A 25,246-nucleotide genomic window follows, 5' to 3' on the forward strand; every position below is an offset into this window, starting at 1 on the left:
GGTCAGGCGAGCAGCCCGGAGCTGCGCCACAGCCTGCGGCCGAATCCGCGCATCACACCGATGTCGTCCAGGAAGTCCGTCAGTCGCCTGGCGCCGGACCGCATGACCTCGCGCCGGTGTCCGCTCGCCCGGACCTGCGCCACCGCCTCGCGCCGGTCCAGCCCGACGTTCTCGTACACCCGCGGGTTGACGAAGGCCACCGCGAAGACCCGGGCCGCCTGTCCGGAGCTGAGCCGGGTCAACTCCGCCTCCCAGCGCGGGCAGGTCACCATCTGGCGGCGCAGCTCCTCGCGTGCGTACCGGACGTGGCGCGCCTCCTCCACCACGTGGATGCGGGTGATCCCGCGGACCAGCGGCTGCACCCGCTCGTCCGGGAAGGTCAGCCGCTGCATCCAGTCGAGGATCTCCTCGCCCAGCAGCGTGGCCGCGAACGAGCCGGGCGTGGTGGAGACCGTCTTCAGGATCCGGGCGAGGTTGTGGTGGAGCGGGGCGACCGGGTACGTCGGCGAGCCGGACTTCTGGATCATCCGCGCGAACATCTTGGAGTGGCGGCACTCGTCGGCTATCTCGGTCAGCGCGTAGCGCACATGCGCGCTGGTCACCGGCTTGTCGTAGATGTGCCGCACCAGCAGCTGCATCAGGATGATCTCGAACCAGATGCCCAGTGAGGCCAGCGCCGCCGCCTCGTGCCGGGCCAACTCCATCCGCTGCTCCTCCGACATCCTCCGCCACAGCGGGGTGTCGTACAGCGACACCAGCTCCGGCGGCCAGAACCACTTCCCCTCCGCCAGCGGAGCGTCCCAGTCCAGCTCGGTGTCCGGGTCGAAGGAGTGCCGGGCGGACGACTCCAGGAGCCGCTCGGCCACCTGCTCGCGGTCCTTGAGCGGCCCGAGCGCGTCCCGCGGGGCGGGGGGTTCGATCGTGGACGTCATGGCTGAGAAGCACCTCACTCGTCGCTACCCGTGGTGAGCTTCTTATGAGACTGCCTGTCAGCAAGGCCGTCAATACCTCGCGGCGCAGTTGTTGACCATCCGACAACAAACGTGTGAGCCTGCGAAATGTCCATCCGTAACGGGGGAGCGAGGCGAAGGCGAAGGAGGCGTCGAGATGTCGACGCGGGAACTCTACGCACAGCAGCCCGGGGATCCGATCTGGCCGGTCCCGGCTACCAGCACCGCCCGCCTGAACTGGGAATACGACGACGGCCGCGAACGGCTGCTCGCCCTCTACCAGAAGGGCAAGGACAAGCAGTGGGACGCGGTCACCCGCATCGACTGGGATCTCGAGGTGGATCCGCACGACCCACTGGGCACCCCTGATGAGTCACTGATGCTGTATGGAACGCGCCACTGGTCGAAGATGACCGAAAAGGACAAGGGTGAGCTGCGGAAGCGTTTCGGCGCCTGGCAGTTCAGCCAGTTCCTGCACGGCGAACAGGGCGCCATGGTCTGCGCCGCCCGCATCGTGGAGGCCGTCCCCGATCTGGACGCCAAGTTCTACTCCGCGACCCAGACCATGGACGAGGCCCGGCACGTCGAGATCTACTCCCGCTTTCTGCACGAGAAGTTGGGCCTGCTCTACCCCATCAACGACGAGCTCCGGTCGTTGCTCGACGACACCCTGCGCGACTCCCGCTGGGACATGCCCTACCTCGGCATGCAAGTGCTCATCGAGGGCCTCGCGCTCGCCGCCTTCGGCATGCTCCGCGACACCACCGACAAGCCTCTGCCCAAGCAGATCCTCACCTATGTGATGCAGGACGAGGCGCGCCATGTCGCGTTCGGCCGGATGGCCCTGCGCGACTACTACCGCCAGCTGTCCGAGGCCGAGCTCCGGGAGCGTGAGGAGTTCGTCATCGAGGGCTGCTATCTGATGCGCAATCGCATGCGCGGCGTCGAGGTCCTCCAGGACTTCGGCATCGCCCGTGCGGAGGCCATGGAGTACAGCGAGCAGAACGAGTTCACCCATCTCTTCCGCAAGCTGCTCTTCAGCCGCATCGTCCCCTGCGTCAAGGACATCGGGCTGTGGGGTGAGCGGCTGCAGCGCGCCTATGTCGACATGGGCGTCCTGGAGCTCGGCGACAGCAACCTCGACCTGCTGATGAACCAGGACGAGGAACTCGCCGACAAGCTCGACGCCGAGCGGTTCGCGGCGGAGGAGGCGGAACGGGTGGCGGAGGTCTCCGAGGCGATCGCCCAGGGCGCCGCGGGGGAGGGCTGACCGCCGCCGGCGGGTGCGTGATCACGGTCGAGCGGCCGTGACCACGTCATGATCATTCGGTGACATTCGCTCACTAGTTTCGGTTAAGTCCGATCTGGTCGTGCTCACAACATCACCGATCCGGATCTTTCCGCGTCCGTTGGGGCGGACGCGGTAGGGGGCCCACCGCGGCGACGGTGGGCCCCCGACTCATGCCCGGCGCCCGCCTTTGCCGAGTCGTGACCTGGCGCACAGTCAGACAATCGGTGTCCGGGACACGGAACCGGGCCCCGCCGCCGCCCGTCTACGAGGGCGATAAGAGGGGAAACGCGCGTTCAGTCCTGCCGCACTGGTGCGCACCGAACCAGGAGGGGGCACCGGCTCATGGAACGACTGGGACGAGTCGCAGACCGGCGGCGGCGCATCGCGATGGTGGCGGCTGCCGCACTCACGATGATCACCGCGACGGTGGGCACGATGGCGCTGACCGGCGGCGACACGGAGAAGAGCGGCCGACAGGACGCACGGGCCGCGGAGCAGCAGCGCAGCCGCCCCGGCGCCGGCGGGGGCGAGGAGAGCGTCGGGCCGGTCGACGAGAGCATCGAGCACGCGCCCGAGAGCGGCGGCAAGGCCGTGAACATCACGATCGACGACGGGCCCGACCCGGTGTGGACCCCCAAGGTCCTGCGCGTCCTGGAGACCAACGGGGTGAAGGCGACCTTCTGCATGGTCGGCCCGCAGGCCAAGGCCCACCCCGACCTGGTCAAGCAGGTCGTCGCCGCCGGGCACCGGCTGTGCAACCACTCCATGAGCCACGACACCGCGATGGACCGGAAGCCGGTCTCCTACCAGGAGAAGGAGATCCTGGAGGCGAAGAAGCTGATCGAGGACGCGGCGGGCGGCGCCAAGGTGCGCTACTACCGGGCGCCGGGCGGCGCCTTCACTCCGGAGAGCCGGCGCATCGCCGCCAAGCACGGCATGCGGCCGCTGGGCTGGAACGTCGACACCAAGGACTTCGAACTGCCGGGCACGGCCGCGATCGTGCAGACGGTGAAGACCGAGATCTCCAACGGTCCGACCATCCTCTTCCACGACGCCGGCGGCCCGCGCGAGCAGACCGTGGCCGCGCTGGAGCAGACGCTGCCCTGGCTCAAGGAGCAGGGCTACGGTTTCAGCTTTCCCAAGATCTGACCCCTCCGGCCCGGGCCGGGGTGCTCGTGGCGCATGATGGCGGGGTGCGCATTCGAACGAGCACTCTCGACGACATCCCGGTCCTCCAGGACATCGAGCGGGCGGCGGGGCGCTGCTTCCGGGACATCGGCATGGACGAGATCGCCGACGACGAGCCCCTCACCGTTCCGGAGTTGGCCCGCTACCAGCGGGAGGGGCGGGCCTGGGTGTCGGTGGACGAGCACGACGTCCCCGTGGCGTATCTGATCACCGATCCGGTCGACGGCAATGTGCACGTCGAGCAGGTGTCGGTGCATCCGGACGCCGCGCGGCGGGGCGTGGGCCGGTCGCTGATCGAACACGTCGCCCGGGAGGCGGCTGCCGACGGTGTGGCCGCCCTCACCCTGACCACCTTCACCGAGGTGGCCTGGAACGCGCCGTACTACGCCGCGCGCTGCGGCTTCCGGGCGCTGCGGGAGGCGGAGCTGACCCCCGGCCTGCGGGAGATCCGCCGGCTGGAGAACGCCCATGGGCTGGACCGTTGGCCCAGGATCTGTATGCGCCGGGAGCTGTGACGGCCCTGGGGTTCAGCGGCGCGCGCCGCGGGGCGGCGCGTCTCCCAGCGCCGCCCGCAGCACCGCGCGGGCGACGGGGGCCGCCGCGCGCGCCCCGCTGATGTCGTCGCGGCGGGCGGCCGCGTCCTCGACGACCACGGCGGTGGCCACGGCGGGCTGCGGCGCGCCGTCCGCGCGGGCCCAGCCGATGAACCAGGCGTACGGCATGCCCGCGTTGCCCACGCCGTGCTGCGCGGTGCCGGTCTTGCCGCCGACGGTGGCGCCGGGCAGCGCGGCCGCCGCCCCGGTGCCGTCGGTGACCGCGCTGATCATCATCCGGCGCAGTTGGGCGGCGGTACGGGGGCTCATCGGCTGGCGCAGCAGTCGGGGGTGCGCGGTGGCGAGGGGGGTCCCGTCGGCGGTGGTGACCCGGTCCACCAGATAGGGCCGCATCAGATCGCCGCCGGCCGCCACGGCCGCCGCGACCATGGCCATCTGGAGCGGGGTGGCGCGGGTCTCGTACTGGCCGATCGAGGAGAGCGCGAGCTGCGCGGTGTCCATCTCGGTGGCGAAGGTGCTCTCGGCCACCCGGGAGGGAATGGTGAGCGAGGCGTCGTTGAAGCCGAAGTCCTCCGCCGTGGTGGCCATCGCGTCCAGCCCGGTGCGCGCCCCGACCCGGGCGAAGACGGTGTTGCAGGAGCGGGCGAAGGCCCGGCGCAGCGAGGCGTCCTCGCAGCCGCCGGTGTGGTTCCCCAGCCGGGTGACGGTGCCGGGGAGGCGGTACGGGTCGGGGCTGTCGGTCCGGGCGTCGATGTCGGTGACGGTCTCGTACTCCAGCGCCGCGGCCGCGGTGACCACCTTGAAGGCGGAGCCGGGCGGATAGGTCTGCCGGATGGCGCGGTTGAGCATGGGTCGGTCGGCGTCGGCGTTCAGCCGCGCCCAGTGCCGCAGGACGTCGGCGCCGGTGCCGGAGAGCGCGCCGGGGTCGTAGGAGGGGGTGGAGACGAGGGCGAGGATCCTCCCGGTGGCCGGCTCGATGGCGGCGATCGCGCCCTTCTTACGGCCCAGGGCGGCGAACGCGGCGCGCTGCACGGCCGGGTCGATGGTCGTCCGCACATCGCCGCCGGGCGGCCGGGCCCGGGTGAGCCGGCTCCACAGCGGGAACGGGGCGAGGCGGGGATCGGCGCCGGAGAGCACGGCGTCGGCGGCCCGCTCGACCAGCGAGGTGCCGTAGATCTGCGAGGAGAAGCCGGTGACCGGCGCGTACATCGGGCCGTCGACATAGGTGCGTTCGTAGCGCAGTCGCTGGCCGGTGTCGCGCGAGCCGGTGATCGGCTGCCACTCGGTCCGGCGGCCCGGCAGCCCGTCGGGCCTGCGGGCCGTGGTCCGGCCGATGAGGATGTCGCCGCGCGGATGGTCGTAACGGGCGATGGTGGGGCGGCGGTTGGCCGGGTTGTGGTCGTAACTCCGCGCCTCGAAAGCCTGGATGCGGCCCGCGTTGACCAGCAGCGCCAGCAGCAGAAGCAGGCAGAAGACCGAGGTGCGCCTGATGTAGCGGGTCAATCCGGGACCTCCTGTCCGCCCGCGTCGCCGCCCTGCGGGCCGCGGGCCCGGTCGCTGACCCGGATGAGCAGCGCGACGATGATCCAGTTGGTGACCACGGAGGAGCCGCCCTGGGCCAGGAAGGGCAGCGCCATGCCGGTGAGCGGGATCAGCCCGGTCACGCCGCCGGAGATGACGAAGACCTGGAGCGCCAGGATGGAGGCGAGCGCCACCGCGAGCAGTCGGCCGAAGGGGTCGCTGAGGCGGAGACCGGCGCGGAAGCCGCGGGCCACCAGCAGCGCGTAGAGCAGGAAGACCGCGCTGAGGCCGGCCAGGCCCAGCTCCTCGCCCACGGTGGCCAGGATGAAGTCGGACTTGAGCGCGAAGCCGATGAGGGCGGAGTGGCCCTCGCCCAGTCCGGTGCCGAGCACGCCGCCGGCGGCGAAGGCGAAGAGCGACTCGGCCAGCTGGTTGGCGCCGTCGCCCGCCTCGATGCTGGCGAAGGGGCGCAGCCAGTCGTGGACGCGGGCGGCGACGTGCGGCTCGAAGGAGGTGACCGCGGCGGCGCCGAGGGCGGCCAGCACCAGGCCGACCGCGATCCAGCCGGTGCGGCCGGTGGCCACGTAGAGCAGGATCACGAACAGGCCGAAGAAGAGGATCGACGTGCCCAGGTCGTGCTCCAGCACCAGCACCCCGACGCTGATCAGCCAGATCGCCAGGATCGGGCCGAGGACCCGGCCGGTGGGGAGTTGGAGCCGCCAGATCCGGCGCCCGGTGTAGGCGAGGGCGTGGTGGTTGGCGGCGAGGTAGGCGGCGAAGAAGACGGCGAGCGCGACCTTGGCGAATTCGCCGGGCTGGATCGAGAAGCCGGCGACCCGGACCCACAGGGTCGCGCCGTTGATGGGCGGAAAGAAGATCGGCACGATGAGCAGGGCGAGCGCGGCGGCGACGAAGACGTAGGCGTAGCGCTGGAGCACCCGGTGGTCGCGCAGGAGCAGCACGACGGCGGTGAAGAGCGCCACGCCCAGGGCGGACCACACCAGCTGGGCGGGGGCGGCCCGGTCGCCGGGGGTGGCCAGGTCCAGCCGGTAGATCAGGACCAGCCCGAGGCCGTTGAGCAGCACGGCGATGGGGAGCAGCAGCGGGTCCGCGTACGGGGCGCGGAGGCGGACCGCCAGGTGCGCGGCGAGCGCGAGCACGCCGAGTCCGGTGCCGTAGCGGCTCGCGTCGTGTGGGACGCCGCCCCGGACGGCGACGCCGACCACCACATAGCCGAACACGCAGATCAGGGCGGCGACGAGGATGAGCGCGAGCTCCACGCCTCGGCGCTTGGCGGGCCGGAGGGAGGGCGAGGACGGGGGCGGCGGCGGGGTGGGAGGCGCATCGGTGACGGTGGCGCTCATGGCGGGGAATGTAGCAAGCGGTGGGGTATATGTCCGTTAGATCCCGTTATCTGGGTGTCATTCGGGGCCGTCCCCGTCCGCCGTCCCCGGTCCATGGCCCCCCGTCCCCGCCCCCGTTCCCCCGTCCCCCGTCCCGCGGGCGACCGGGGGTCGGTCGTCGTCCCGGCCGGCCGGCCCGTCGAGCCGAACCGTCAGCCGGCGGCCGTCACGCGGTCCGCCAGGGCACGGCTGAACGCGCGCACCCGCTCGGTCTCGTGGGTGCGGCGCCACACCAGCCCCAGGGCCGATTCCGGCAGCCCCTCCACCGGCACGAAGGCCACATCGCCGCGCCCGTGTCGCCGGGCGGTGGGCGCGCAGAACAGCATCGCGCCGCGGCCGGCCGCCACCGAGGTCAACCCCTCCTGAAGCGTGCTCACCTCGGGGCCGCGCGGGACCGGCCGGCCGTCGGGGGTGGTGCTGGGGGCCATCGACTCGCGCCAGTAGCGCGGCGCCGGGCCGGCGACGCCGATGACACGACAGTCGGCGAGCTCCTCGGCGCTCAGCGAGGCCCGCCCGGCGAAGGGGTGCCGGACCGAGACCGCCAGGGTCTGCGGCTGCCGGGAGAAGACCGGGCCCAGCGCCAGGTCGGGCTCGGCGACCGGCAGGCTGACGATGGCCGCGTCGACCGCCCCGCCCCGCACCGCGCCGAACGGGTCGCCGAGCGGGATCTCCACCGTCTCCACCTCGCAGCGCGGGTGGCGGTCCCGGAAGTCGGCGACCGCGCCCATCACCCCCTCGTCGGCGGTGCCGAGGAACCCCACGCGCAGCACCCCGTCCAGCCCGCGCGCCGCCGCGCGCGCCGACTCCACCGCCCCGTACAGCGAGGCGTACGCGGGGGTCAGCTCGGCCAGCAGGCGCTCGCCCAGCGGGGTCAGCCGCGCCCGGCGGCTGGTGCGCTCCAGCAGCCGGGCCCCGATCCGCCGCTCCAGCGAGCGCAGCAGCTGACTCACCCTGCCCTGCGACACGTACAGCCGCTCGGCGGTCCGCCCGAAGTGCAGCTCCTCGCTGAGCACGAGGAAGCACTCCAGCTCCCGTATGGCCAAGCCGCCGCCGATGTCCACCCGCCACTCCCTCGGATCGATGAGCCTGACTCATAGAAGGGTGAGAGCTTCGCCGTTGTTCCCGAAAGCGCACGGTTGTTCGCTGGATTCATGGTCGACAGAACAGAACTCCCCACGCCCCCGCCCGACTCGGGCCGGTCCGCACCACCCATGTCTCCCCCCACGCCTGCCGAGCGCGCTTCGGGTCCGGCCCGGACCGCCGTCGATCGTCCCCGCTGGCCCGCCGTGCTGGCGGTGGCGGTCGGCACCTTCTCCGTCGTCACCACCGAGATGCTCCCGGTCGGTCTGCTCACCGCCATCGGCTCCACGCTCGACGTCTCCGCCGGCACGGTCGGCCTGACCATGACCGTGCCCGGGATCGTCGCGGCCGTCGCCGCCCCGCTGCTGACCGTCGGCGTCGGCCGGCTGGACCGGCGGATCGTGCTGTGCGCCCTGATGGCGCTGCTGGCCGCCGCCAATCTGCTCTCGGCGCTGGCGCCCGACTTCGGCGTGCTGCTGGTCGCCCGGGTGCTGGTGGGCGTGAGCATCGGCGGGGTCTGGTCGCTGGCGGCGGGGCTGGCGCCCCGGCTGGTGCCGGAACGGTCCGTCGGCCACGCCACCTCACTGATCTTCAGCGGGATCGCGGTGGCGTCCGTGCTCGGGGTGCCCGCCGGCACCCTCGTCGGCGACCTCGCCGACTGGCGGGCGGCCTTCGCCGTCATGGCCGCCCTGGCGCTGGTGGTGGCGGTGGCCATGGCGGTCCTGCTGCCGCCGCTGCCCGCCGCCGACGAGCCGATCCGGCTCGGCCAGGTGCCCGGACTCTTTCGCGACGCCCGGCTGCGAGCGGGGCTGATCACCACGCTCCTGCTGGTGACCGGGCACTTCGGCGCCTACACCTATGTCCGGCCGGTGCTGGAGGACGTGGCCGGGGTCGGGGCCGGCCTGGTCAGCACCCTGCTGCTGACCTACGGGCTGGCCGGCATCGTGGGGAACTTCCTCGCCGGCGCCCGGGCCCACCGCGACCCCCGGCACACCTTCGCGGTGATCATCGCCCTGCTCGCCGCCGCGGAGCTGCTGACCCCGCTCGCGGGCGGCACCGCCGTGGGCGCCGCGGCGCTACTGGTGCTGTGGGGGCTGGCCTACGGAGGCGTGTCGGTCACCGCGCAGACCTGGGTTCTGGCCGCGGCCCCCCGCGCCCGCGAGGCGGCCTCCGCGCTCTTCGTCGGGGTGTTCAACGTGGCGATCTCGCTGGGCGCGCTGCTCGGCGGGCGGGCCGCCGACGGCTTCGGCGTCACCAGTGTGATGTGGTGCGGGGGCGCGCTGGCGGTGCTGGCCTGGCTCACCGTGATGATCGCCGCCGGCGGTCGGGCACCTGGGGCACACCCCTGACCGGGACCGGCCAACGGGGGCGACACGCGGCAATCCGGCGCCAACGCCGGTGAGGAATGCCGTGCAGGTGGGATCCTGGGACCGGGGGAACTCTTCCGTCCGGTCCGGTCGCCCGGGGAGTGAGCCCGATGACAAGGAGCATGTACGTGGTCTGGAGCACGTCCGAGGCGGGGCGTGCCATCTACGAGACGCACTCGATCGAGGCCGTCGCCGACGACGAGGGCACCCACGCCGAGGTCACGAGCGAGACCCACGAGGTGCCGCTGCGCAGCAGGGCGCAGGCCCAGGCCATCGCGGCGGCGGAGGGGTACGAACTGCACCCGGGCGGCGAGGCGTGGGACAGCCTCCCGGAGGAATGAGGGATCCCCCGGACGGGGCCGGGAATCCAGGAATAGGAGGCACCGGGCCGGCGTCTTACCAACGAGCCTCCGCAGTCGCGGAAGCCCGCAGGAGTCAGGGAGGGGAATTCCCGTGCCGTCCCACCACCGCAACATCACGCACCCCCGGACCAGCCACCGCGTCGAGGTGGCGCCCGGCTCGCAGCACATACGGGTGGAGATCGACGGCCGCCTGGTCGCCGAGTCCCGGCGCCCGCTGCTGGTCCACGAGACGGGCCTGCCGGTCCGCTACTACCTCCCCCCGGACGACGTGGACCTGACGCTCCTGGAGCCGACCGACTCGCGGACCGTGTGCCCGTACAAGGGCGTCGCCTCGTACTGGTCGTATGTCGGGGACGGCGCGGACGCCGGGGCGGTCGTCCGCCGGGACGTGGTGTGGTCCTACCTCGATCCGATCGAGACGGTCGCCCCGATCAAGGGCTGTCTGTCGTTCTACGACACGGTGGCGACGGTCACCGTGGACGGCCGGCGGATCGGCGGCTAGGAGTCGGGCCCGCGTCGCGGTCGGGATCAGGGGAGCAGCCGCTGCTCCTTGGCGACCGCGACCGCGCCCGCCCGCGTGTCGACGCCCAACTTGTCGTACACGCGCCCGAGGTGGGTCTTGACGGTGGCCTCGCTGATGAACAACGCCCGGGCGATCTCGCGGTTGCTCAGCCCCCGCGCGAGCTGACCGAGGATGTCCAGCTCACGCCCGGTCAGCGCCGGGCGCGGCTGGCGCATGCGGGCCATCATCCGGCTGGCTACCGGAGGGGAGAGCGCGGTGCGCCCCTGCGCGGCGGACCGGATGGCCGCGAACAGCGCCTCGGGCCGCTCGGCCTTCAGCAGATAGCCGGTGGCGCCGGCGTCGATGGCGCGGCTGATGTCGGCGTCGGTGTCATAGGTGGTGAGGACCAGGACATGGGGGCCGGAGCCGGGGACCGGCGCGTCGGGGGCCCGGTCCCGGGCCGGTTCCTCGCCTCCGGTCCGGGCCGCGACGATCCGGCGCGTCGCCTCGACGCCGTCGATGCCCGCGCCGAGCTGGAGATCCATCAGCACGACGTCCGGGCCGAGCCGCGCCGCCAGGGCGACGGCCGCCTCACCGCTGCCCGCCTCGCCGACGACCTCGATGTCCGGCTCGCTGCTCAGCAGCGCGAGCAGCCCGGCGCGCACCACCACATGGTCGTCGCAGAGCAGAATCCGGATCGTCCGGACCGCGCTCATGATGTCTCCTCCTGGGTGCCGGGGCCGCCGCGGGGCGTGCGGGACATGGGGGGCGGGGCCTGGCCCAGCGGGACGGCGGCCGAGACGACCGTGCCCTCGCCGGGGGCGGACTCCACGGTCAGGGTGCCGCCGACCTGGGCGGCCCGGGCGCGCATGGCGGGCAGCCCGTGCCCGCGCACGCTCCCCTCGCCCGTCGCGCCGCCCGCCGCTGCCGCCGCACCGGGGCGGAACCCACGCCCGTTGTCCGCCACGTCCAGCACGACCTGGTCGCCGAGGTAGCTGAGGGTCAGCACGGCGGCCTCGGCCTCCGCGTGCTCGCGGACGTTGGCCAGGGCTCCCTGGGCGATACGGAGCAGGGCCGACTGGACGTGGTCGGGCAGCGGGAGCGGAGTGCCGTCGATGAGACAGCGCACATGGGGCCCGCCGCGGGCGGACCCGTGCTGGGCGGACTCCCGCCGGGTCAGCGCGCGCAGCGCCTCCGGGAGCCCGCCGCCTTCGGCCAGGTCCGCCGGCCCCAGCCCCCGAACGAAGCGCCGGGCCTCGGCGAGGTCCCGCTCGGCGACGCCGGCGGCGGTGCGCACATGGGCGCGGGCCGCGTCCGGGTCGGTGTCCCAGACCCGCTCGGCCGCCTGGAGCAGCATCTGCTGGCTGGACAGCCCCTGCGCGATGGTGTCGTGGATCTCCATGGACAGCCGCTGCCGCTCCGCGAGCGTGCCCTCGCGCCGCTCGGTGGCGGCCAGCCGCTCGGCCTGCCGATCCATGTGGACGAAGACGGCGGTGGCCACGGCGGCGACCGCGGGTGGGGCGAGCACCAGGTTCGGGTCGAAGCCCGAGGACAGCCGCAGCTGCGCCCCGACGACCAGGGCGGTGAGGACCGCGACCAGGGCGAGGGCCGCGCGCGGCGGCAGCGCGCGCAGCCCCGTATAGAAGAGGGGGACCGCGCACCAGGCGAAGCTCGGCGCCAGCAGCACCAGCACCACCCAGACGGCGACCACCGTGCCGAGCCAGGCCAGGCGCCGCGGGGTGGGCCGGAAGCCGAGGGCGGGCCCGAGCACGTACAGCAGCGCGAGCACGACGCTGAGCGCGATGATCCACGGCGTGCGGGCCTCGCCGGGGTGGCGCAGCAGGAAGCGGGTCAGCGAGGCGGCCAGCAACAGGAAGAACGCCGCGTGCATCACCGCGGCCAGCCAGCGCGCGTCGGGGTCCTGCTCGTGCCTCATCACCCCATCGTGACCTGCGCGGATCACCGGCGCATCAACCGATCGGCCGATGGCGGGGTCGGCGGGTACGGCGATGTGGCGGGGGAGTGCCCGGCCGGAGGATCGGGGCGAGTCCTCAGGCAGGCATGAAAAAGGAGAGGCAGACTCATGGCGAAGAACACGCGGGTGCTGACGGTGGCGGTGGCGGCGGCGCTGCTGGGCGGCGGAACGCTGGGCGTGGTGTCAGCGAACGCGGCGGGCACCGAGGAGAGCCAGCCGGCGGCCCCGGTCGCCGCGCCGGCCGCCGCCGCCAAGAAGGCGACCTACCAGTCCACCCACCTCACCGTGGACGCCGCGACCGAGGCCGCCCAGGCGGCGCTCGACGCGGCGGAGAAGGACGGCCAGCGGATCACCGTCTCGGTCGTCGACCGCAACGGCAACACGGTGGTGGTGCTCCGCGGCGACGGCGCGGGCCCGCAGTCGTACGAGTCGGCGCAGCGCAAGGCGTACACGGCCGTCTCCTGGAACGCCCCCACCTCGGAGCTGGTCAAGCGCCTCCAGCAGGCGCCGAACCTGAAGGACATCCCGGGCACCCTGTTCCTGGCGGGCGCGGTGCCGGTGCAGGCCCCGGCCAAGGGCGCGCCGATCGCGGGCATCGGCGTCGCCGGCGCGCCCAGCGGCGACCTGGACGAGAAGTACGCGAGCGCGGGCGCGGCGGCGCTCGCGGGCTGAGCCGCTAGGAGACGGCCGGGCGGGGGTCCGTAGGGGGCCCCGCCCGGCCGTTGGCGTGCGCGGCGGAGGGCCGCCGCGCCTGCTGGCGCGGGGCCGCGGGGCGCTGCCGCTCGCTCCGCCCCCGGCCCCGCCCCGTCATGGAGCCGGCGACGGCGAGCGTGACGACGGCGCCGGCCAGGAAGAGGGCGGCGTACCCCAGGCGCTGGGTCCGCAGCGCGGCGCACTCGTGGCCGTAGCGCGCCTCGCCGCCGCCCTGCCGTGCCACATGCGGGGACAGCACGGAGCCGCACGCCTGGGCGGCACGGTCCTCGTGGAAGGCGACGGGCAGGAAGAGCGTGCTGACGGCGCAGGCGCAGAGCAGACAGGCCAGGACGGCCCGGGGAAGTCCCTCGCGCCGGGACCGCCGCGCGCGCCGGACCGATGGGGACGGCCGGGGCGCGGCCGCGGGCTCCCCGGGCGGGGTGGCCTCGGCCTGTTCGGGGACCGTACGGCCATCCCGGGCCTTGTCGTGAGGGGGAACGGGAGCGGGCCGGGCACTCTCGAAGGACATGGCCGAGAGGCTACCGGCGCGGAAACGCCGAAGTGCCCGGTCCGCGTGGGGCGGACCGGGCACTTCGGGTGATGCTCAGACTCAGATGTTGACGCCGTGCGCGCGCAGGTAGGCGATCGGGTCGATGTCGGAGCCGTAGCCCGGAGCGGTGCGGACCTCGAAGTGCAGGTGCGGGCCGCTGCTGTTGCCGGTGGAGCCGGAGAGGCCGACCTGCTGGCCGCCGGTCACGGTCTGGCCGACCGAGACGGACAGCTGCGACAGGTGGGCGTACTGGCTGTACTTGCCGTCGGCGTGGCGGATGACGACCTCGTTGCCGTAGGAGCCGCCCCAGCCGGCGGAGACGACCTCGCCGTCACCGATGGCCTTGAGGGTGGTGCCGGTGGCGACGGGGAAGTCGACGCCGGTGTGGTAACCGCTGGACCAGGCGGAACCAGCCTTGTGGTACGGGGTGCCCAGCGGGCCGGCGACCGGCGCGGTCCAGCCGGAGGCGACCGGGGCCTCGACCGGGGCCTCGGCCGGGGCCGGGGCAGCCGGGGCCGGGGCGGCCGGAGCCTCGGCCGGGGCGGCCTCGCCGGTGGCGGGCTTCGCGGCCTCGCCCTGGAGGGAGAGCTTCTGGCCCGGGAAGATCAGGTTCGGGTTGGCACCCACGACCTCGCGGTTGGCCTTGTAGACGGCCTCCCAGCCACCCTCGACGTCGTGCGCCTGGGCGATCGAGAAGAGCGAGTCGCCGCCGGCGACGGTGTACTCGGTGTTCTTCGGGGCCTCGGACGGGACGTCGTCCTTCGGGGCCGGGGCGGGCTCGGCGTCCTCGGCCGGGGCGGCCGGGGCGGCCGGGGCCGGGGCGGCGGGGGCCGGGGTGGAGGGGGCCGGGGTGGAGGTGGCCGAGTCACCGTCGGGCGAGATGGCCGGGGCCGGGCCGCCCTTGGTCAGGCCCGCCTTGACGGAGCACACGGGCCAGGCGCCGGGGCCCTGCACGGCCAGCACCTTCTCGGCGATGGCGATCTGCTGGTCCTTGGTGGCGAGGTCCGCACGCGAGGCGTATGCGGTGCCGCCGAACTCCTCCCACGTGGACTGCGTGAACTGCAGACCGCCGTAGAAGCCGTTGCCGGTGTTGATGCTCCAGTTGCCGGTGGACTCGCACATCGCGACCTTGTCCCAGGTCTCGACGGACGCGGCGCTGGCCGTGGTGGCACCCACGAGCGGCATCGCGATGCCGGCGCCGCCGGCGACGAGAGCGAGGGAAAGCTTGGCGATGCGACCAGGGGTGATACGACGGTGACGACCGACAGACATAGGGGTGTTCCTCTCCCACGCCTGCGAGGTGAGCTGTCGGGTTCGGGCTGGAGTTGCCCGGCCGTGCCCTGAGCGGCCTCATGGGCCGCGGCACGTCTTCACCCCAAGCCGTGTCGCGCTTCGTGGCGCGACCCGGCGACTTACCTGGGTCCCCCGCTCCTGCCGTCGTGTGTTCGTGGACACTCCTCGGCCGGCGGCAGGACTAGGCGTTCCGGCTTTGGGTTCCCCCGCAGTGATTGCGAAGGGAACGGCCGTAACCAAAACACATGGATTTCGCGGCCCACAAGCGTCGGGATTTCCCGAAAAGATCGACACGGGGCCTTTTCGGGGTTTTCTGTCACGCTGCGCTCCGGATCTCTTCCCGAGAGCGAAAGAAGATCTTGCGGAATGCCGACCGTGCGCTGCGCGGCGTGACAATGTGGACGGAAAGTGTGCTGAAGGCGGGCGCTGAGTGACATTCCCGCCAGCAAACCTGTGACCTCGGTCACCGGGGGTAACTATGTGCCCTAAGTCCCAAGAGTCCGATTCCATCTGTCCGGTTGCCTGGGACTTTCGGCAGATGTCCCAGGGGGCCTTCTGGCCTGTGTCCACCCCGGTGGCGAGGGAGTGGACCCCGTAGGGCGCGTCAGGGGCCTCTTTTCTGTGCACTGGCAAAGCAGAAGAGGTGCTGGCGTGGCGGACGTGTGGTGCGGCGGGGCGGGTGGACGGCTTGGACCGCCGCCTCGCGTGGCGGCGCGGCGTGATCGCCGTATCGGGTGCGGACGCGCCGTGTCCGTGGAGTGAGCCGGTGTGCGGAGTGTTCCCTCCCGATCCGGGAAGGGGCTATCGGCGACGAATGCGGAATCTGACGACTCATCGCCGAGTGGGGTCCATTCCCGGGGAAAGGCCCGGCGGTCCCGGCGGTGGATATCCCGGGAACGGAAATCGGCGGACGTCTAGGAGGGGGCGCGGAGCCGGGCGCACTGGCGGCAGGTGCGGGCCGACGCCGCCACCACGGCGTGCGACGCCGCCGCGAGCAGACCGGCGGCCACGGCCAGCGGCCAGTTCGTGACCGCGGCCGACAGGGTGACGAGCACCAGCGCCGTGACGGCCATGGCCACGCTCGCGGCCGTGCCGGTCCAGGCGACCGCCAGCGGCAGCCGGGGCGGGGTGGGCAGCCAGCGGGCGAGCGGGCCGGTGGCCGCCCAGGTGGCACCGGCCAGCGCCGCCGCGGTGGCGGCGACGCCGACCAGATGCGCCGTCAGCAGCTGCGTGGCGCGGCTCAGCTCCCAGGCGCGGTCGTCGCCGGCCGTCCGGATCACCAGCCAGCAGGCGATCGCGAAGGGCACCGCCAGCGCGGCGGCCCGGGCGGTGTGCCGGGCCTGGGCGATCGTCAGTTCCCGCTGGCAGCTGGGCACCAGATTGTCCGGCGAGCCGAACTCGGTGATGGCCGCGTGGGCGGCGCGCTCGTAGGGGACCCCCTCGCAGGTGTGCGCCGCCACGGCGTCGTCGAGCCCGTCGCGGATCTCCTCGACCAGCCGGGCCTTGTCACGGGCCGGTCCCTGCAGCGCCGCCGACAGGGTCGCGACATACCGCTCGATGGGGTCCTCGGAGGGGCCGTCGGTGCTCGGCGCGGCACTCATGTGGCGAGCCCGGGCGACGCGGGGGCGGGGTTCAGCACCGAGCCGATCGCCGTGGTGAACTCCCGCCAGGCGGTGCGCTCATGGGCCAGGCTGCGACGCCCCGCCTCGGTGAGTTCGTAGCAGCGTCGCCGACGCTCGCCCACCGAGTCCCAGCTGCTGCGCAGCAGTCCGAGCCGCTCCAACTGCTTCAGCGCCGGATAGATGGTGCCGGTGCGCAACTCGAGCGCCCCGCCGCTGCGCTTCTGTACGGCGGCGATGATCGCGTAACCGTGCAGGGGGCCCTCTTCGAGCGCGGCGAGCAGGAGTCCGTCGAGGTGGCCTCGTACCGCGTCTGCCTTCATGTCCGTGAAGCCTACTCAGCCAAGATGTAGGTGTGCTACCTATTGGCTGTCAACTTATTGAGTTCGCTTGGAGGCACGCACGTGACCAAGCTGCTTCTGTCCGTCCATGTCTTAGCCGCGATCGTGGCGGTGGGGTCGATCACCCTGGCCGCCTCGCTGTTCCCGCGCTACGCGAAGCAGTCGGTGATGGACGGTGAGGACCGGCGCGCCGCCGGTGTCGCGGCGTTCCTGCACCGGGTCTGCCGCGGCTACGCCGTCGCCGGGCTCGTCGTGCCGGTCTTCGGCATCGCCACCGGGGCGCAACTGGGCGTCCTCGGCGACGCCTGGCTGATCGTGTCGATGATCCTCACCGCGGTCGCCGCCGTGATGCTCGCCGTGGCCGTGATCCCACATCAGCAGCGGTTGCTCGCGATGGTCGGCGCCGGCGCCGGGACCGGGGGCGAGGGTGCGACCGAGGGCGGGGATACGGCCCAGGGCGCGGCCGCCGGCGAGGGGCTCCAGGCGGCCGCCGCTCGGCTGGCGATGGTCACCGGGGTCTTCAACCTGCTGTGGGCGGTCGTGGTGGTCCTGATGATCGTTCGCCCCGGCTCCACGACGGGAGTGTGAGGAACATGCGTGCCCTGCGGATCGCGGCGGCGGTGGAGGCCGCCTCCATCCTGATCCTCTTCGTCAACCTGTTCACCGCCCACGTCAAGGTGATCACCTCACTGGGCGGCCCGGTGCACGGCTCCGCCTACCTGGTGGTCATCGCGATGACCTTCGCGTCCACCGTCGCCGGCTCGACGGGCGTCCGCTGGCGCGCCTTCGTCCCGGGCGTCGGCGGCATGCTCGTCCTGCACCAGCTGAACCGTCACCCCGAGACCCTCAAGACCACCGCCGGGAGCGTCCCCCAGGGGTGAGCGGCCCCGGTGGGTCGGGCGTGTTCGACCGATTCCATCCCCTGACCGCCCGTCCTGCCCCATCCTCGGAGGACGGGATTCGGGGCGGTGCCCCGACCGTGGGCGTCGGGGCCGGGCGGCGGAGCACGACCCACCGGACGCGTGGCCTGGCGCTTCACGAGAGACCCGGACGACTCGGGAGGGACCGGAAGATGAGCAGACGAGCCCCTTCGTCGGGCCCGGCGATCGAGGCCGTGGGCCTGGTCAAGAGCTTCGGCGCCAACCGCGCCGTCGACGGGGTCGACCTGACCGTTCCCGCGGGCACGGTCTACGGCGTGCTCGGGCCGAACGGCGCCGGGAAGACCACCAGCGTGAAGATGCTGGCGACGCTGCTGCGCCCGGACGGCGGCGAAGCCCGGATCTTCGGCCATGACGTCGTACGGGAGGCGGACACCGTGCGCGGCCGGGTCAGCCTCACGGGCCAGTACGCCTCGCTCGACGAGGACCTGACCGGGACCGAGAACCTGATACTGCTGGGCCGGCTGACGGGCCGCTCCCGGAAGGCGGCGCGGGAGCGGGCCGGGCAGCTGCTGGAGGTGTTCGGCCTGGTCGAGGCCGGGGACCGGCAGGTGAAGAACTACTCGGGAGGCATGCGGCGCCGGCTCGACATCGCCGCCTCCCTCCTCAACGCCCCCGACCTGCTCTTCCTGGACGAGCCCACCACGGGCCTGGACCCCCGCAGCCGCAACCAGGTGTGGGAGATCGTCCGCGCGATCGTCGCGCAGGGCACGACGGTGCTGTTGACCACCCAGTATCTGGACGAGGCCGACCAGTTGGCGGCCCGGATCGCCGTCATCGACCGGGGGCGGGTGATCGCCGAGGGCACCAAGGGCGAGCTGAAGGCGTCGGTCGGCGCGGGCTCGGTGCGGCTGCGGCTGCGCGACCCCGAGCAGTGGGCGCAGGCCGCGCGGATCCTGGAGCTGGCGCTCGGCGCCGAGGTGCAGCGCGAGCCCGATCCGCTGGCGCTGGCCGCCCGGGTCGGCGACGGCGATGACCGGGACGCCGCCGAGAGGGCCGCGCACGTCCTCGCCGAACTGGCCCGCCGCGGCATCCTCGTGGACACCTTCTCGCTGGGTCAGCCCAGCCTCGACGAGGTCTTCCTCGCGCTCACCGGCAGGCCGGACCGGGGGTCCGAGGGCGTCGCGGGGGAGGCGGCATGAGCACCGCGACGACCGGCGACCCCACCGCCCACGGCGACGACCTCGCCCCGGTCTCCGCCCGGTCCCTGGCCGAACTGCTGGTCGCCGAGGGGAGACCGCCGCGGGTCGGCCCGGTCTCGGCCTCCCTGGCCTTCGGTTGGCGGGCCATGCTCAAGATCAAGCACATACCGGAGCAGCTGTTCGACGTCACCGCGCTCCCGGTGATGCTGGTGCTGATGTACACCTACCTCTTCGGGGGCGCGCTGGCCGGCTCCCCGCGGGAGTACGTCCAGTATCTGCTCCCGGGCATCCTGGTGATGTCCGTCATGATGACCACGATGTACACGGGCATGGCCATCAACACCGACATCGGCAAGGGCGTCTTCGACCGCTTCCGCACGCTGCCGATCTGGCGGCCCGCCACGGTGGTCGGCTATCTGCTCGGCGACGTCGTCCGCTACACGGTCGCCTCGACGGTGATCCTCGCGGTCGGCCTCGTCATGGGCTTCCGCCCGGACGGCGGGGTGGTGGGCGTGGTCGCCGGCATCGTGCTGCTCATCCTGTTCGCGTTCGCGTTCTCCTGGCTCGGCACCATGTTCGGCATGCTGCTGCGCGAGGAGAAGTCGGTGATGGGCATGTCGATGGCATTGATCTTTCCGCTCACTTTCCTCAGCGATATCTTCGTCAAACCGGAAACCATGCCCGGATGGCTGCGGGCATTCGTCGACAACAGCCCGGTCACGCATGTCGCTTCGGCCGTACGGGGATTGATGGACGGCGCGTGGCCGGGTGTCGACGTGGCCTGGACGCTGGGCTGGTCGGCCGCGTTCGTCGCGGTATTCGGATCGGTCACCGTGCGCCTGTACAACCGGAAGTGATCCGTAAGGACGCGCTGAACGGGGTCGGTTCGCCCTGGCCGAGAACGCCCGGATCGACGCCGGCCCCGTCGGTCGCTCCACGCCGGCCCTGGCCGCGACTTCCCCGGCGGGAACGGGCGTTCGCCTTCTCATCGGGCGCCCGGCGTGAGCCGTGTGCGCCGCGTCCGCCGAGTGCCTCCCCGGCCGCTTTTACGCTGAGTAAGGTCATTGCCAAGGAATGGGGTGCTTGCTAACGTGCGACCGTTGCCACATGGATCACACACGGGGGATGCGATGTGTAACGGTGGCGTAGATTCCATTCGGACGTTAATTCCCGAGGGGGCCGGTGCGCGGGAAGGTGAGCGCACATCCCTCGATCCGGCCACGGCGGCCTGCGCGGAAGTGATGATCGATTCGTTGCTTCCCGCGGATTCTCCCCGGGCCACGGGCCTGGACCGCGAGTATGTGGAACTCCTCGGCACTCTCGGCGCCGAGTTGCCTCCCATTGTCGTGCACCGCGCCACCGGGCGGGTGATCGACGGAATGCACCGGGTGGCCGCGGCCCGGCTGCGCGGCGACGCGACGATCAGCGCGTACCTTCTGGACCTGCCGGAGGCGAGGGTCTTCGCCACCGCGGTCAGTCTCAACATCTCCCACGGCAAGCCGCTCACCTACCGGGACCGGGTCGCCGCCGCCAACCGGATCCTGAAGGAGAACCCGGCGCTCTCGGACCGGTACGTCGCCTCCGTCACCGCCCTCTCGGCCCGCACGGTGGCCCGCATCCGGTGTTCAACCGCCGACATTCCTCACGTGAACACCCGAGTCGGACGGGACGGGAAGCGCCACCGCGACGACGTGGCGCACGGCCGGCAGCGGGCCGGCGAGTTGCTGCGGGAGCGCCCCGACGCCACCCTGCGGGAGATCGCCCGGGCCGCCGGGATCTCGCTGGGCACCGCACACGACGTCAAGCGGCGCATCCTCGTCGGGCGTGACCCGGTGCCGCGCGCCCGCAGCGCGCCGGCCCGGACGCCGGAGCGTCGACTCGACCTCCCCGACGCGCAGTCGTCCGACTCCGGGCAACTGCTGGAGCGGCTGCGCAAGGACCCGGCGGTGCGTCTCTCCCAGTCCGGCCGTTTCCTGCTGCGCTGCCTGGCCGTGCACGACATCGAATCGTCGGTCTGGGCCAAGGTGGTCGCCGCCATCCCCCCGCACTGCGCCGACGGGGTGGTGAAGCTGGCGCGGGAGTGCGCCGACGTCTGGACCAGGTTCGCCGATCTGGTCGAGAGCGATTCCCGAGTGAGCCGACGCTCCACCCGCGCCTGAATCGGCCGTTCCGCCCGGGTGAGCGGGCGCGCCCGCTCACCCGGGCACCGCGCGCCCGTTCCGCCGTCACGGCTTCCCCGGCCGGGGTCCACCGAAGCCGAAACGCCGAGCGGCCCCCTTTCCGCCTCGACGGTCTCGACGGCGCGGAAGCGGGGCCCTCTTCTCGTATTTCGATCTCCGCCCGGCGTCGGCGGCCCGTTCACCCGGCCACTCCGAATTCCTCCCGGGGGTTGATCATTCGCCCCCGGAATTCACGGACGAACACCGGGGCCCCGCACGGCCGTGTGGGAGGATTTCCGTTACCAGAGGCCGGTCGCGGCGCGCGTCGACGCACCGCGGTCCAGGACCGATCAGTTCCGCCCGTGAGGGCATCGAAGTTCTCCTCACTGTCGATCGTCATGATCCCTCAGAACTGAACGCCGGATTCCGTACACGTCGCCGTGGCTGACCGATCGTCGTGGATTTCCCGGCGCGCCGACATCCAAGCAGAAGGTGGCAACCATGACCGTCACGGAAACCGACGGGGCGCCGCGGTATCCCTTCGGACCCGTCGTCAAACTGGACCTGCATCCGCGCTATCTGGAGCTGTGCCGCACCGAACCGATATCCCGGGTGACGATGCCCTACGGCGGCGAGGCATGGCTGATCACCGGATATCACGAGATCAAACAGTTTCTCGCGGACCCGCGCTTCAGCTCCCATGCCGCCACCGCCCCGGACACCGCGCGGGTGACGCCCCTGCCGCTGCGGCCGGGCAACCTGCTGAGCATGGATCCGCCCGACCACGGACGGATCCGGAAGGTCGTCGCGCACGCCTTCCGTCCCCGGCTGGTCTCCCAACTCGCCGACCGCATGCGCGACCTGGTGACGGCGGAACTCGACGCCATGGAGGCCGCCGGTCCACCCGGCGACCTCGTACGGAGCCTGGCCGTTCCGCTTCCGGTGCGCATGATCGTGGAGCTCTTCGGCGTCCCCTACGGGCAGCGGGCGGAGTTCCGCCGCTACTCCGATGTGTTCGTCGCCACCTCCGCCCACACCAAGGAGGAGATCGACGAGGCCCGCGACGGGCTGGAGGACTTCCTCCGCGCGTTGATCGCCAAGCGTCGTGACGACCTCTCCGACGACCTGATCTCCGTGCTGATCCAGGCCCTGGACGCGGGGGAGCTCTCGGAGACGGAGGCCGTGCGGACCGGTATCGGCATCCTCATGGCCGGCCATGAGACCTCGCTGAGCATGATCTCCAACGTCTGCTTCCTGCTGCTGGCCCAGCGCGAGCTCTATGTGCGGCTCCGCGCGGAGCCGCGACTGATGGACGCGGCCATCGAGGAGATGCTGCGCGTCATTCCGCTGCGCTCCGTGGGCAGCTTCCCGCGCCGGGCGTCCGAGGACGTCGAGATCGGCGGGGTGCTCATCCGCAAGGACGAGACGGTGATCTTCCAACGGGCCGCGGGCGACCGTGACGAGCGGGTCTTCGAGGACCCCGAGACCATCCGCTTCGACCGGGAGAGCAACCCCCATCTCGGCTTCGGCCACGGAATGCACTTCTGCCTCGGGGCGAGCCTGGCCCGGGCCGAACTGCGCGTCGCCCTGGAGGGGGTCATGGCCCGCTTCCCCGAACTGCGGCTGGCCGGCCCGGTGGAGGAGGTCCCGTGGAAGCCCGGACTGATCGCGCGCGCTCCCGAGTCCCTCCTCGTCGAGTGGTGAGCGGCGGGTGACGCGCCCCGTCGACCCGTACGCCACCGAGTGAGGGAGACCATGGACGTACGCCACACCACGTGCGCGATCGCCGGCGCGGGCCCCGCCGGACTGATGCTCGGCATGCTGCTCGCCAGGGCCGGCGTGGACACGGTGGTCCTGGAGAAGCACGGGGACTTCCTCCGGGACTTCCGGGGGGACACCGTGCACGCCTCGACCCTGCGCCTCATGGGCGAGCTGGGCCTCCAGGAGAAGTTCTCCAAGCTCGCGCACCAGCGGATCCACTGCCTCCAGGTCGTCACCGACGACGGGCCGTACACGCTCGCCGACTTCCGCAGACTGCCGGGCGAGTTCCCGTACATCACCTTCCTGCCCCAGTGGGACTTCCTCACCTTCCTGCTCGACGAGGCGAGTCACTTCCCCCACTTCCAACTGCTGCGCCACAGCGAGGTCACCGGGGTGACCACCGCCGAAGGACGGGTCAACGGCCTTCGCTACCGGGACACCGAGGGGCGGGAGCACGAGCTCCGGGCGGAGCTCACGGTGGCCGCCGACGGCCGGCGATCGGCCCTGCGCGAGAGCGCCGGCATGGAGCCCCGGGTCTTCGGCTCGGGCATCGACATCCTCTGGTTCAAGCTCCCCAAGAGGGACGGGGACCCGGGCGGCATGGTGGGTCGGCTGTCCAAGGGGCAGCTGTTCGTCCGCATCGAGCGGCAGACCCACTGGCAGGCCGCCATCGCGGTCCGCAAGGGCGGATACGACGAGATCCGGGCGCAGGGCCTGGACCGGTTCCGGGAGACCCTGGTCACCCTCACGCCCTTCCTGGCCGACCGCGTCCACACGGTGGCGAGCTGGGACGACGTCAAGGTGCTCGACATCCAGATCGACCGGCTGCGCCGGTGGTGGCGCCCCGGGCTGCTGTGCATCGGGGACGCCGCCCACACCATGTCGCCGATCATGGGCGTCGGGATCAACCTCGCCATCCAGGACGCGGTCGCCGCCGCCAACATCCTGGCCGAGCCGCTGCGGTCCGGAACGCTGACCGAGGAACACCTGGGGCGGGTGGAGCGCCGTCGGATGCGTCCGACCGCCCAGACCCAGCGGATCCAGCGCTTCCTCCAGACGCGCTTCCTCGAACCGTGGGTGCGCGGCGAGGGCAGATCCACCACCCCGGTGGTGCTGCGCCTGCTCAAGCGCCTGCCCGTGCTCCAGGCCGGACCGGCGCGCGCCATGGCGATCGGACTCCGCCCGGAGTCTCCCGTCCCGTCGCTCCGCTGATCGTGTCCCTCGCTCCGCCGACCGTCCCTCCGCCCTCGGCGCTTCCGCCCTTCGGGTTCCGTCCTTCCGCCTTCGGGCTCCGTCCTTCCGCCCCCTTCCCGTCTCGAACGGAGATGTCCCAGCCGTGCGCTTTCTGATGACGATCACTCCGGGAACCGGACACACCTACCCGATGGTGCCGCTGGCCTGGGCACTGCAACTGGCCGGCCACGAGGTGCTGGTGGCCTCCAGCGGCCCCGGACTGGCGCTGGGCGAGGCCGGCGCCCGCACCGTGGACGTCGCCCCGGGGCTCTCGCTCGGCGCCATGCTGGGCAAGCTGGCGGCCACCCATCCGGAGGTCGCGGCGAAGCTGACCCAGGAGGCCGCCGGCGCCGGCTATCTGGAGACGGTGGGCGGGGCGGTCGCCATGGCGCTCCGGCTCCAGCCGGACATGGTCGACGCCGTCATCCGCACGGCCGAGGAGTGGCAGCCCGACCTCGTGCTGCACTCGCCGCTGCTCACGCCCGGGCTGGTGGCGGCGGCCAAGCTGGGCGTGCCCGCGGTGCAGCACGGCTTCGGCTTCATCAACCCGCCCGCGGAGATGCTGCGGGACGTGCACGCCGACCTCTTCGAGCGACACGGCGTCGACCTGCCCGCCGTCCGCGCCACCCTCGACCTCACCCCGCCGAGCCTGATCCCGACCGGCCCCGGCCTGTGGTCGATGGGCTTCGTCCCCTACAACGGCAGCGGGGCCCTGCCGAAGCCGGTCTACGACCTGCTCAACAGCCGGCCCGAGGTCCCCCGTATCGCCGTCACCCTGGGCAGCGGCCCGGTGCCCGGCGAGGCCGCGACCATCATGGAGCGGATCCTGACGACGGCGCCGAAGATGGACGCCGAGTTCGTCGTGGTGCTGCCGACCGTGGACCTGGAGCGGTTCGGCCCGCTGCCGAGCAACGTCCACGCCTTCGACTGGGTCCCGTACGTCTCGCTGCTGGCCCGCTCCTCCGTGGTGATCCACCACGCCGGACCGGGCACGGCCCTGGGGGCCATGGCGCTCGGCGTGCCGCAGGTGATGCCCGCCTTCAAGGGGCTGGGCCGCCCCGTCGTCGCGGAGGCGATCGCCCGGCGCGGCGTGGGCCGGATCGTCCAGCCGGAGGAGCTCGGCCCGGAGGTGCTGGAGGCCGTCCTCGCCGACCCCGCGATCCGGACGGCCGCCGCCGAGGTGCGCGACGAGATCCGGCACATGCCGTCCCCGCACTCGGTCGTCGACCGGCTGGTCGACCTCGCCGGCTCGGCGAAGGGCTGACGCCCGTCCCGCCCGGCCCCGGCCGCGACCGCTGTTGCCCAGTGACCCTGCAGTACCGGA

Annotated in this window: 25 protein-coding genes and 1 riboswitch; of the genes, 15 read left to right on the top strand and 10 right to left on the bottom strand. The window is 72.5% G+C overall.

The window, feature by feature from the left end; genetic code table 11:
• Positions 1-2 precede the first annotated feature (2 nt).
• Positions 3-932, bottom strand: coding sequence for a diiron oxygenase (locus CD790_RS03710; protein ID WP_144381493.1), 930 nt, complete (start codon positions 930-932; stop codon positions 3-5).
• 175 nt (positions 933-1,107) lie between these two features.
• Between CD790_RS03710 and CD790_RS03715 the strand changes: the two genes are divergently transcribed.
• From CD790_RS03715 to CD790_RS03725, 3 genes are all read left to right on the top strand, one after another.
• The gene (locus CD790_RS03715; protein ID WP_144381494.1) at positions 1,108-2,220 is read left to right on the top strand and encodes a ferritin-like domain-containing protein; all 1,113 of its coding nucleotides are present in this window, start codon (positions 1,108-1,110) and stop codon (positions 2,218-2,220) included.
• Between the two features lie 363 nt (positions 2,221-2,583).
• Positions 2,584-3,390, top strand: coding sequence for a polysaccharide deacetylase family protein (locus CD790_RS03720; RefSeq protein ID WP_260867296.1), 807 nt, complete (start codon positions 2,584-2,586; stop codon positions 3,388-3,390).
• A gap of 44 nt (positions 3,391-3,434) precedes the next feature.
• Positions 3,435-3,944, top strand: a complete 510-nt coding sequence (locus CD790_RS03725; RefSeq protein WP_260867297.1) for a GNAT family N-acetyltransferase — start codon at positions 3,435-3,437, stop codon at positions 3,942-3,944.
• A 12-nt stretch (positions 3,945-3,956) separates the two neighbouring features.
• On the opposite strand, the gene CD790_RS03730 is transcribed toward CD790_RS03725, so the two are convergent.
• The 3 genes from CD790_RS03730 to CD790_RS03740 form a co-directional block, all read right to left on the bottom strand.
• Positions 3,957-5,486: a penicillin-binding transpeptidase domain-containing protein gene (locus CD790_RS03730; protein WP_144381495.1), complete on the bottom strand. Its 1,530-nt coding sequence runs from the start codon at positions 5,484-5,486 to the stop codon at positions 3,957-3,959.
• Positions 5,483-6,868, bottom strand: coding sequence for an FtsW/RodA/SpoVE family cell cycle protein (locus tag CD790_RS03735; protein ID WP_144381496.1), 1,386 nt, complete (start codon positions 6,866-6,868; stop codon positions 5,483-5,485). The genes CD790_RS03730 and CD790_RS03735 overlap by 4 nt, the downstream gene beginning before the upstream one ends.
• 191 nt (positions 6,869-7,059) lie before the next feature.
• Positions 7,060-7,968 carry a LysR family transcriptional regulator gene (locus CD790_RS03740; RefSeq protein WP_260867298.1) on the bottom strand — a complete coding sequence of 303 codons (909 nt, stop codon included), beginning with the start codon at positions 7,966-7,968 and terminating at the stop codon, positions 7,060-7,062.
• A gap of 150 nt (positions 7,969-8,118) precedes the next feature.
• On the opposite strand from CD790_RS03740, the gene CD790_RS03745 reads away from it, so the two are divergent.
• The 3 genes from CD790_RS03745 to CD790_RS03755 all read left to right on the top strand — a co-directional run bounded on the left by CD790_RS03745 (position 8,119) and on the right by CD790_RS03755 (position 10,218).
• Positions 8,119-9,336 carry an MFS transporter gene (locus tag CD790_RS03745; RefSeq protein WP_144381896.1) on the top strand — a complete coding sequence of 406 codons (1,218 nt, stop codon included), beginning with the start codon at positions 8,119-8,121 and terminating at the stop codon, positions 9,334-9,336.
• 140 nt (positions 9,337-9,476) lie between these two features.
• Positions 9,477-9,695: a hypothetical protein gene (locus CD790_RS03750; protein WP_260867344.1), complete on the top strand. Its 219-nt coding sequence runs from the start codon at positions 9,477-9,479 to the stop codon at positions 9,693-9,695.
• Between the two features lie 112 nt (positions 9,696-9,807).
• Positions 9,808-10,218 (top strand): DUF427 domain-containing protein, encoded by a 411-nt coding sequence (locus CD790_RS03755; RefSeq protein ID WP_260867299.1) that lies wholly within the window; start codon positions 9,808-9,810, stop codon positions 10,216-10,218.
• 26 nt (positions 10,219-10,244) lie between these two features.
• Here CD790_RS03755 and CD790_RS03760 read toward each other — a convergent pair whose 3' ends face one another.
• On the bottom strand, positions 10,245-10,934 hold the full coding sequence (locus CD790_RS03760) for a response regulator transcription factor (RefSeq protein WP_144381498.1): 690 nt from the start codon (positions 10,932-10,934) through the stop codon (positions 10,245-10,247).
• Complete coding sequence (locus tag CD790_RS03765) at positions 10,931-12,154, bottom strand: sensor histidine kinase (RefSeq protein WP_144381499.1); 1,224 nt, start codon at positions 12,152-12,154, stop codon at positions 10,931-10,933. The genes CD790_RS03760 and CD790_RS03765 overlap by 4 nt, the downstream gene beginning before the upstream one ends.
• Before the next feature lie 147 nt (positions 12,155-12,301).
• On the opposite strand from CD790_RS03765, the gene CD790_RS03770 reads away from it, so the two are divergent.
• Positions 12,302-12,865 (top strand): heme-binding protein, encoded by a 564-nt coding sequence (locus CD790_RS03770; RefSeq protein ID WP_144381500.1) that lies wholly within the window; start codon positions 12,302-12,304, stop codon positions 12,863-12,865.
• Positions 12,866-12,869: 4 nt separating this feature from the next.
• Here the strand turns inward: CD790_RS03770 and CD790_RS03775 are convergent, their stop codons facing one another.
• From CD790_RS03775 to CD790_RS03790, 4 genes are all read right to left on the bottom strand, one after another.
• Entirely contained in the window at positions 12,870-13,415 is a 546-nt protein-coding gene (locus CD790_RS03775) for a hypothetical protein (protein WP_144381501.1), read from the bottom strand.
• An 81-nt stretch (positions 13,416-13,496) separates the two neighbouring features.
• Complete coding sequence (locus CD790_RS03780; protein ID WP_144381502.1) at positions 13,497-14,708, bottom strand: transglycosylase family protein; 1,212 nt, start codon at positions 14,706-14,708, stop codon at positions 13,497-13,499.
• A gap of 5 nt (positions 14,709-14,713) precedes the next feature.
• Positions 14,714-14,927: riboswitch (cyclic di-AMP (ydaO/yuaA leader) on the bottom strand.
• Between the two features lie 716 nt (positions 14,928-15,643).
• Complete coding sequence (locus CD790_RS03785; RefSeq protein ID WP_144381503.1) at positions 15,644-16,330, bottom strand: permease prefix domain 1-containing protein; 687 nt, start codon at positions 16,328-16,330, stop codon at positions 15,644-15,646.
• A complete protein-coding gene (locus tag CD790_RS03790; protein ID WP_144381504.1) occupies positions 16,327-16,671 on the bottom strand; it encodes a PadR family transcriptional regulator in 345 nt (114 codons plus the stop codon). The genes CD790_RS03785 and CD790_RS03790 overlap by 4 nt, the downstream gene beginning before the upstream one ends.
• Before the next feature lie 81 nt (positions 16,672-16,752).
• On the opposite strand from CD790_RS03790, the gene CD790_RS03795 reads away from it, so the two are divergent.
• The 8 genes from CD790_RS03795 (at position 16,753) to CD790_RS03830 (ending at position 25,186) form a co-directional block, all read left to right on the top strand.
• Complete coding sequence (locus tag CD790_RS03795) at positions 16,753-17,277, top strand: hypothetical protein (protein WP_144381505.1); 525 nt, start codon at positions 16,753-16,755, stop codon at positions 17,275-17,277.
• Positions 17,278-17,282: 5 nt separating this feature from the next.
• The gene (locus CD790_RS03800; protein ID WP_144381506.1) at positions 17,283-17,570 is read left to right on the top strand and encodes a DUF3817 domain-containing protein; all 288 of its coding nucleotides are present in this window, start codon (positions 17,283-17,285) and stop codon (positions 17,568-17,570) included.
• Positions 17,571-17,761: 191 nt separating this feature from the next.
• Positions 17,762-18,769 (top strand): ATP-binding cassette domain-containing protein, encoded by a 1,008-nt coding sequence (locus tag CD790_RS03805; RefSeq protein ID WP_144381507.1) that lies wholly within the window; start codon positions 17,762-17,764, stop codon positions 18,767-18,769.
• Positions 18,766-19,626: an ABC transporter permease gene (locus CD790_RS03810; RefSeq protein WP_144381508.1), complete on the top strand. Its 861-nt coding sequence runs from the start codon at positions 18,766-18,768 to the stop codon at positions 19,624-19,626. The genes CD790_RS03805 and CD790_RS03810 overlap by 4 nt, the downstream gene beginning before the upstream one ends.
• A gap of 396 nt (positions 19,627-20,022) precedes the next feature.
• Complete coding sequence (locus CD790_RS03815; protein ID WP_186318851.1) at positions 20,023-20,928, top strand: ParB/RepB/Spo0J family partition protein; 906 nt, start codon at positions 20,023-20,025, stop codon at positions 20,926-20,928.
• Positions 20,929-21,429: 501 nt separating this feature from the next.
• Positions 21,430-22,632, top strand: coding sequence for a cytochrome P450 (locus tag CD790_RS03820; RefSeq protein WP_144381510.1), 1,203 nt, complete (start codon positions 21,430-21,432; stop codon positions 22,630-22,632).
• Between the two features lie 51 nt (positions 22,633-22,683).
• The gene (locus tag CD790_RS03825; RefSeq protein ID WP_144381511.1) at positions 22,684-23,901 is read left to right on the top strand and encodes an FAD-dependent oxidoreductase; all 1,218 of its coding nucleotides are present in this window, start codon (positions 22,684-22,686) and stop codon (positions 23,899-23,901) included.
• Positions 23,902-24,025: 124 nt separating this feature from the next.
• Positions 24,026-25,186 carry a nucleotide disphospho-sugar-binding domain-containing protein gene (locus CD790_RS03830; protein WP_144381512.1) on the top strand — a complete coding sequence of 387 codons (1,161 nt, stop codon included), beginning with the start codon at positions 24,026-24,028 and terminating at the stop codon, positions 25,184-25,186.
• The last annotated feature ends 60 nt before the right edge of the window (positions 25,187-25,246 follow it).

This window comes from Streptomyces sp. SAJ15, from assembly GCF_007595705.1.
Classification (GTDB): domain Bacteria; phylum Actinomycetota; class Actinomycetes; order Streptomycetales; family Streptomycetaceae; genus Streptomyces.

Coding starts and splice junctions, on each gene's coding strand:
- CD790_RS03710 (WP_144381493.1), bottom strand. CDS start 932: ATGACGTCCACGATCGAACCCCCCGCCCCGCGGGACGCGCTCGGGCCG.
- CD790_RS03715 (WP_144381494.1), top strand. CDS start 1,108: ATGTCGACGCGGGAACTCTACGCACAGCAGCCCGGGGATCCGATCTGG.
- CD790_RS03720 (WP_260867296.1), top strand. CDS start 2,584: ATGGAACGACTGGGACGAGTCGCAGACCGGCGGCGGCGCATCGCGATG.
- CD790_RS03735 (WP_144381496.1), bottom strand. CDS start 6,868: ATGAGCGCCACCGTCACCGATGCGCCTCCCACCCCGCCGCCGCCCCCG.
- CD790_RS03745 (WP_144381896.1), top strand. CDS start 8,119: ATGTCTCCCCCCACGCCTGCCGAGCGCGCTTCGGGTCCGGCCCGGACC.
- CD790_RS03750 (WP_260867344.1), top strand. CDS start 9,477: ATGTACGTGGTCTGGAGCACGTCCGAGGCGGGGCGTGCCATCTACGAG.
- CD790_RS03760 (WP_144381498.1), bottom strand. CDS start 10,934: ATGAGCGCGGTCCGGACGATCCGGATTCTGCTCTGCGACGACCATGTG.
- CD790_RS03765 (WP_144381499.1), bottom strand. CDS start 12,154: ATGAGGCACGAGCAGGACCCCGACGCGCGCTGGCTGGCCGCGGTGATG.
- CD790_RS03770 (WP_144381500.1), top strand. CDS start 12,302: ATGGCGAAGAACACGCGGGTGCTGACGGTGGCGGTGGCGGCGGCGCTG.
- CD790_RS03775 (WP_144381501.1), bottom strand. CDS start 13,415: ATGTCCTTCGAGAGTGCCCGGCCCGCTCCCGTTCCCCCTCACGACAAG.
- CD790_RS03780 (WP_144381502.1), bottom strand. CDS start 14,708: ATGTCTGTCGGTCGTCACCGTCGTATCACCCCTGGTCGCATCGCCAAG.
- CD790_RS03785 (WP_144381503.1), bottom strand. CDS start 16,330: ATGAGTGCCGCGCCGAGCACCGACGGCCCCTCCGAGGACCCCATCGAG.
- CD790_RS03790 (WP_144381504.1), bottom strand. CDS start 16,671: ATGAAGGCAGACGCGGTACGAGGCCACCTCGACGGACTCCTGCTCGCC.
- CD790_RS03800 (WP_144381506.1), top strand. CDS start 17,283: ATGCGTGCCCTGCGGATCGCGGCGGCGGTGGAGGCCGCCTCCATCCTG.
- CD790_RS03805 (WP_144381507.1), top strand. CDS start 17,762: ATGAGCAGACGAGCCCCTTCGTCGGGCCCGGCGATCGAGGCCGTGGGC.
- CD790_RS03810 (WP_144381508.1), top strand. CDS start 18,766: ATGAGCACCGCGACGACCGGCGACCCCACCGCCCACGGCGACGACCTC.
- CD790_RS03820 (WP_144381510.1), top strand. CDS start 21,430: ATGACCGTCACGGAAACCGACGGGGCGCCGCGGTATCCCTTCGGACCC.
- CD790_RS03825 (WP_144381511.1), top strand. CDS start 22,684: ATGGACGTACGCCACACCACGTGCGCGATCGCCGGCGCGGGCCCCGCC.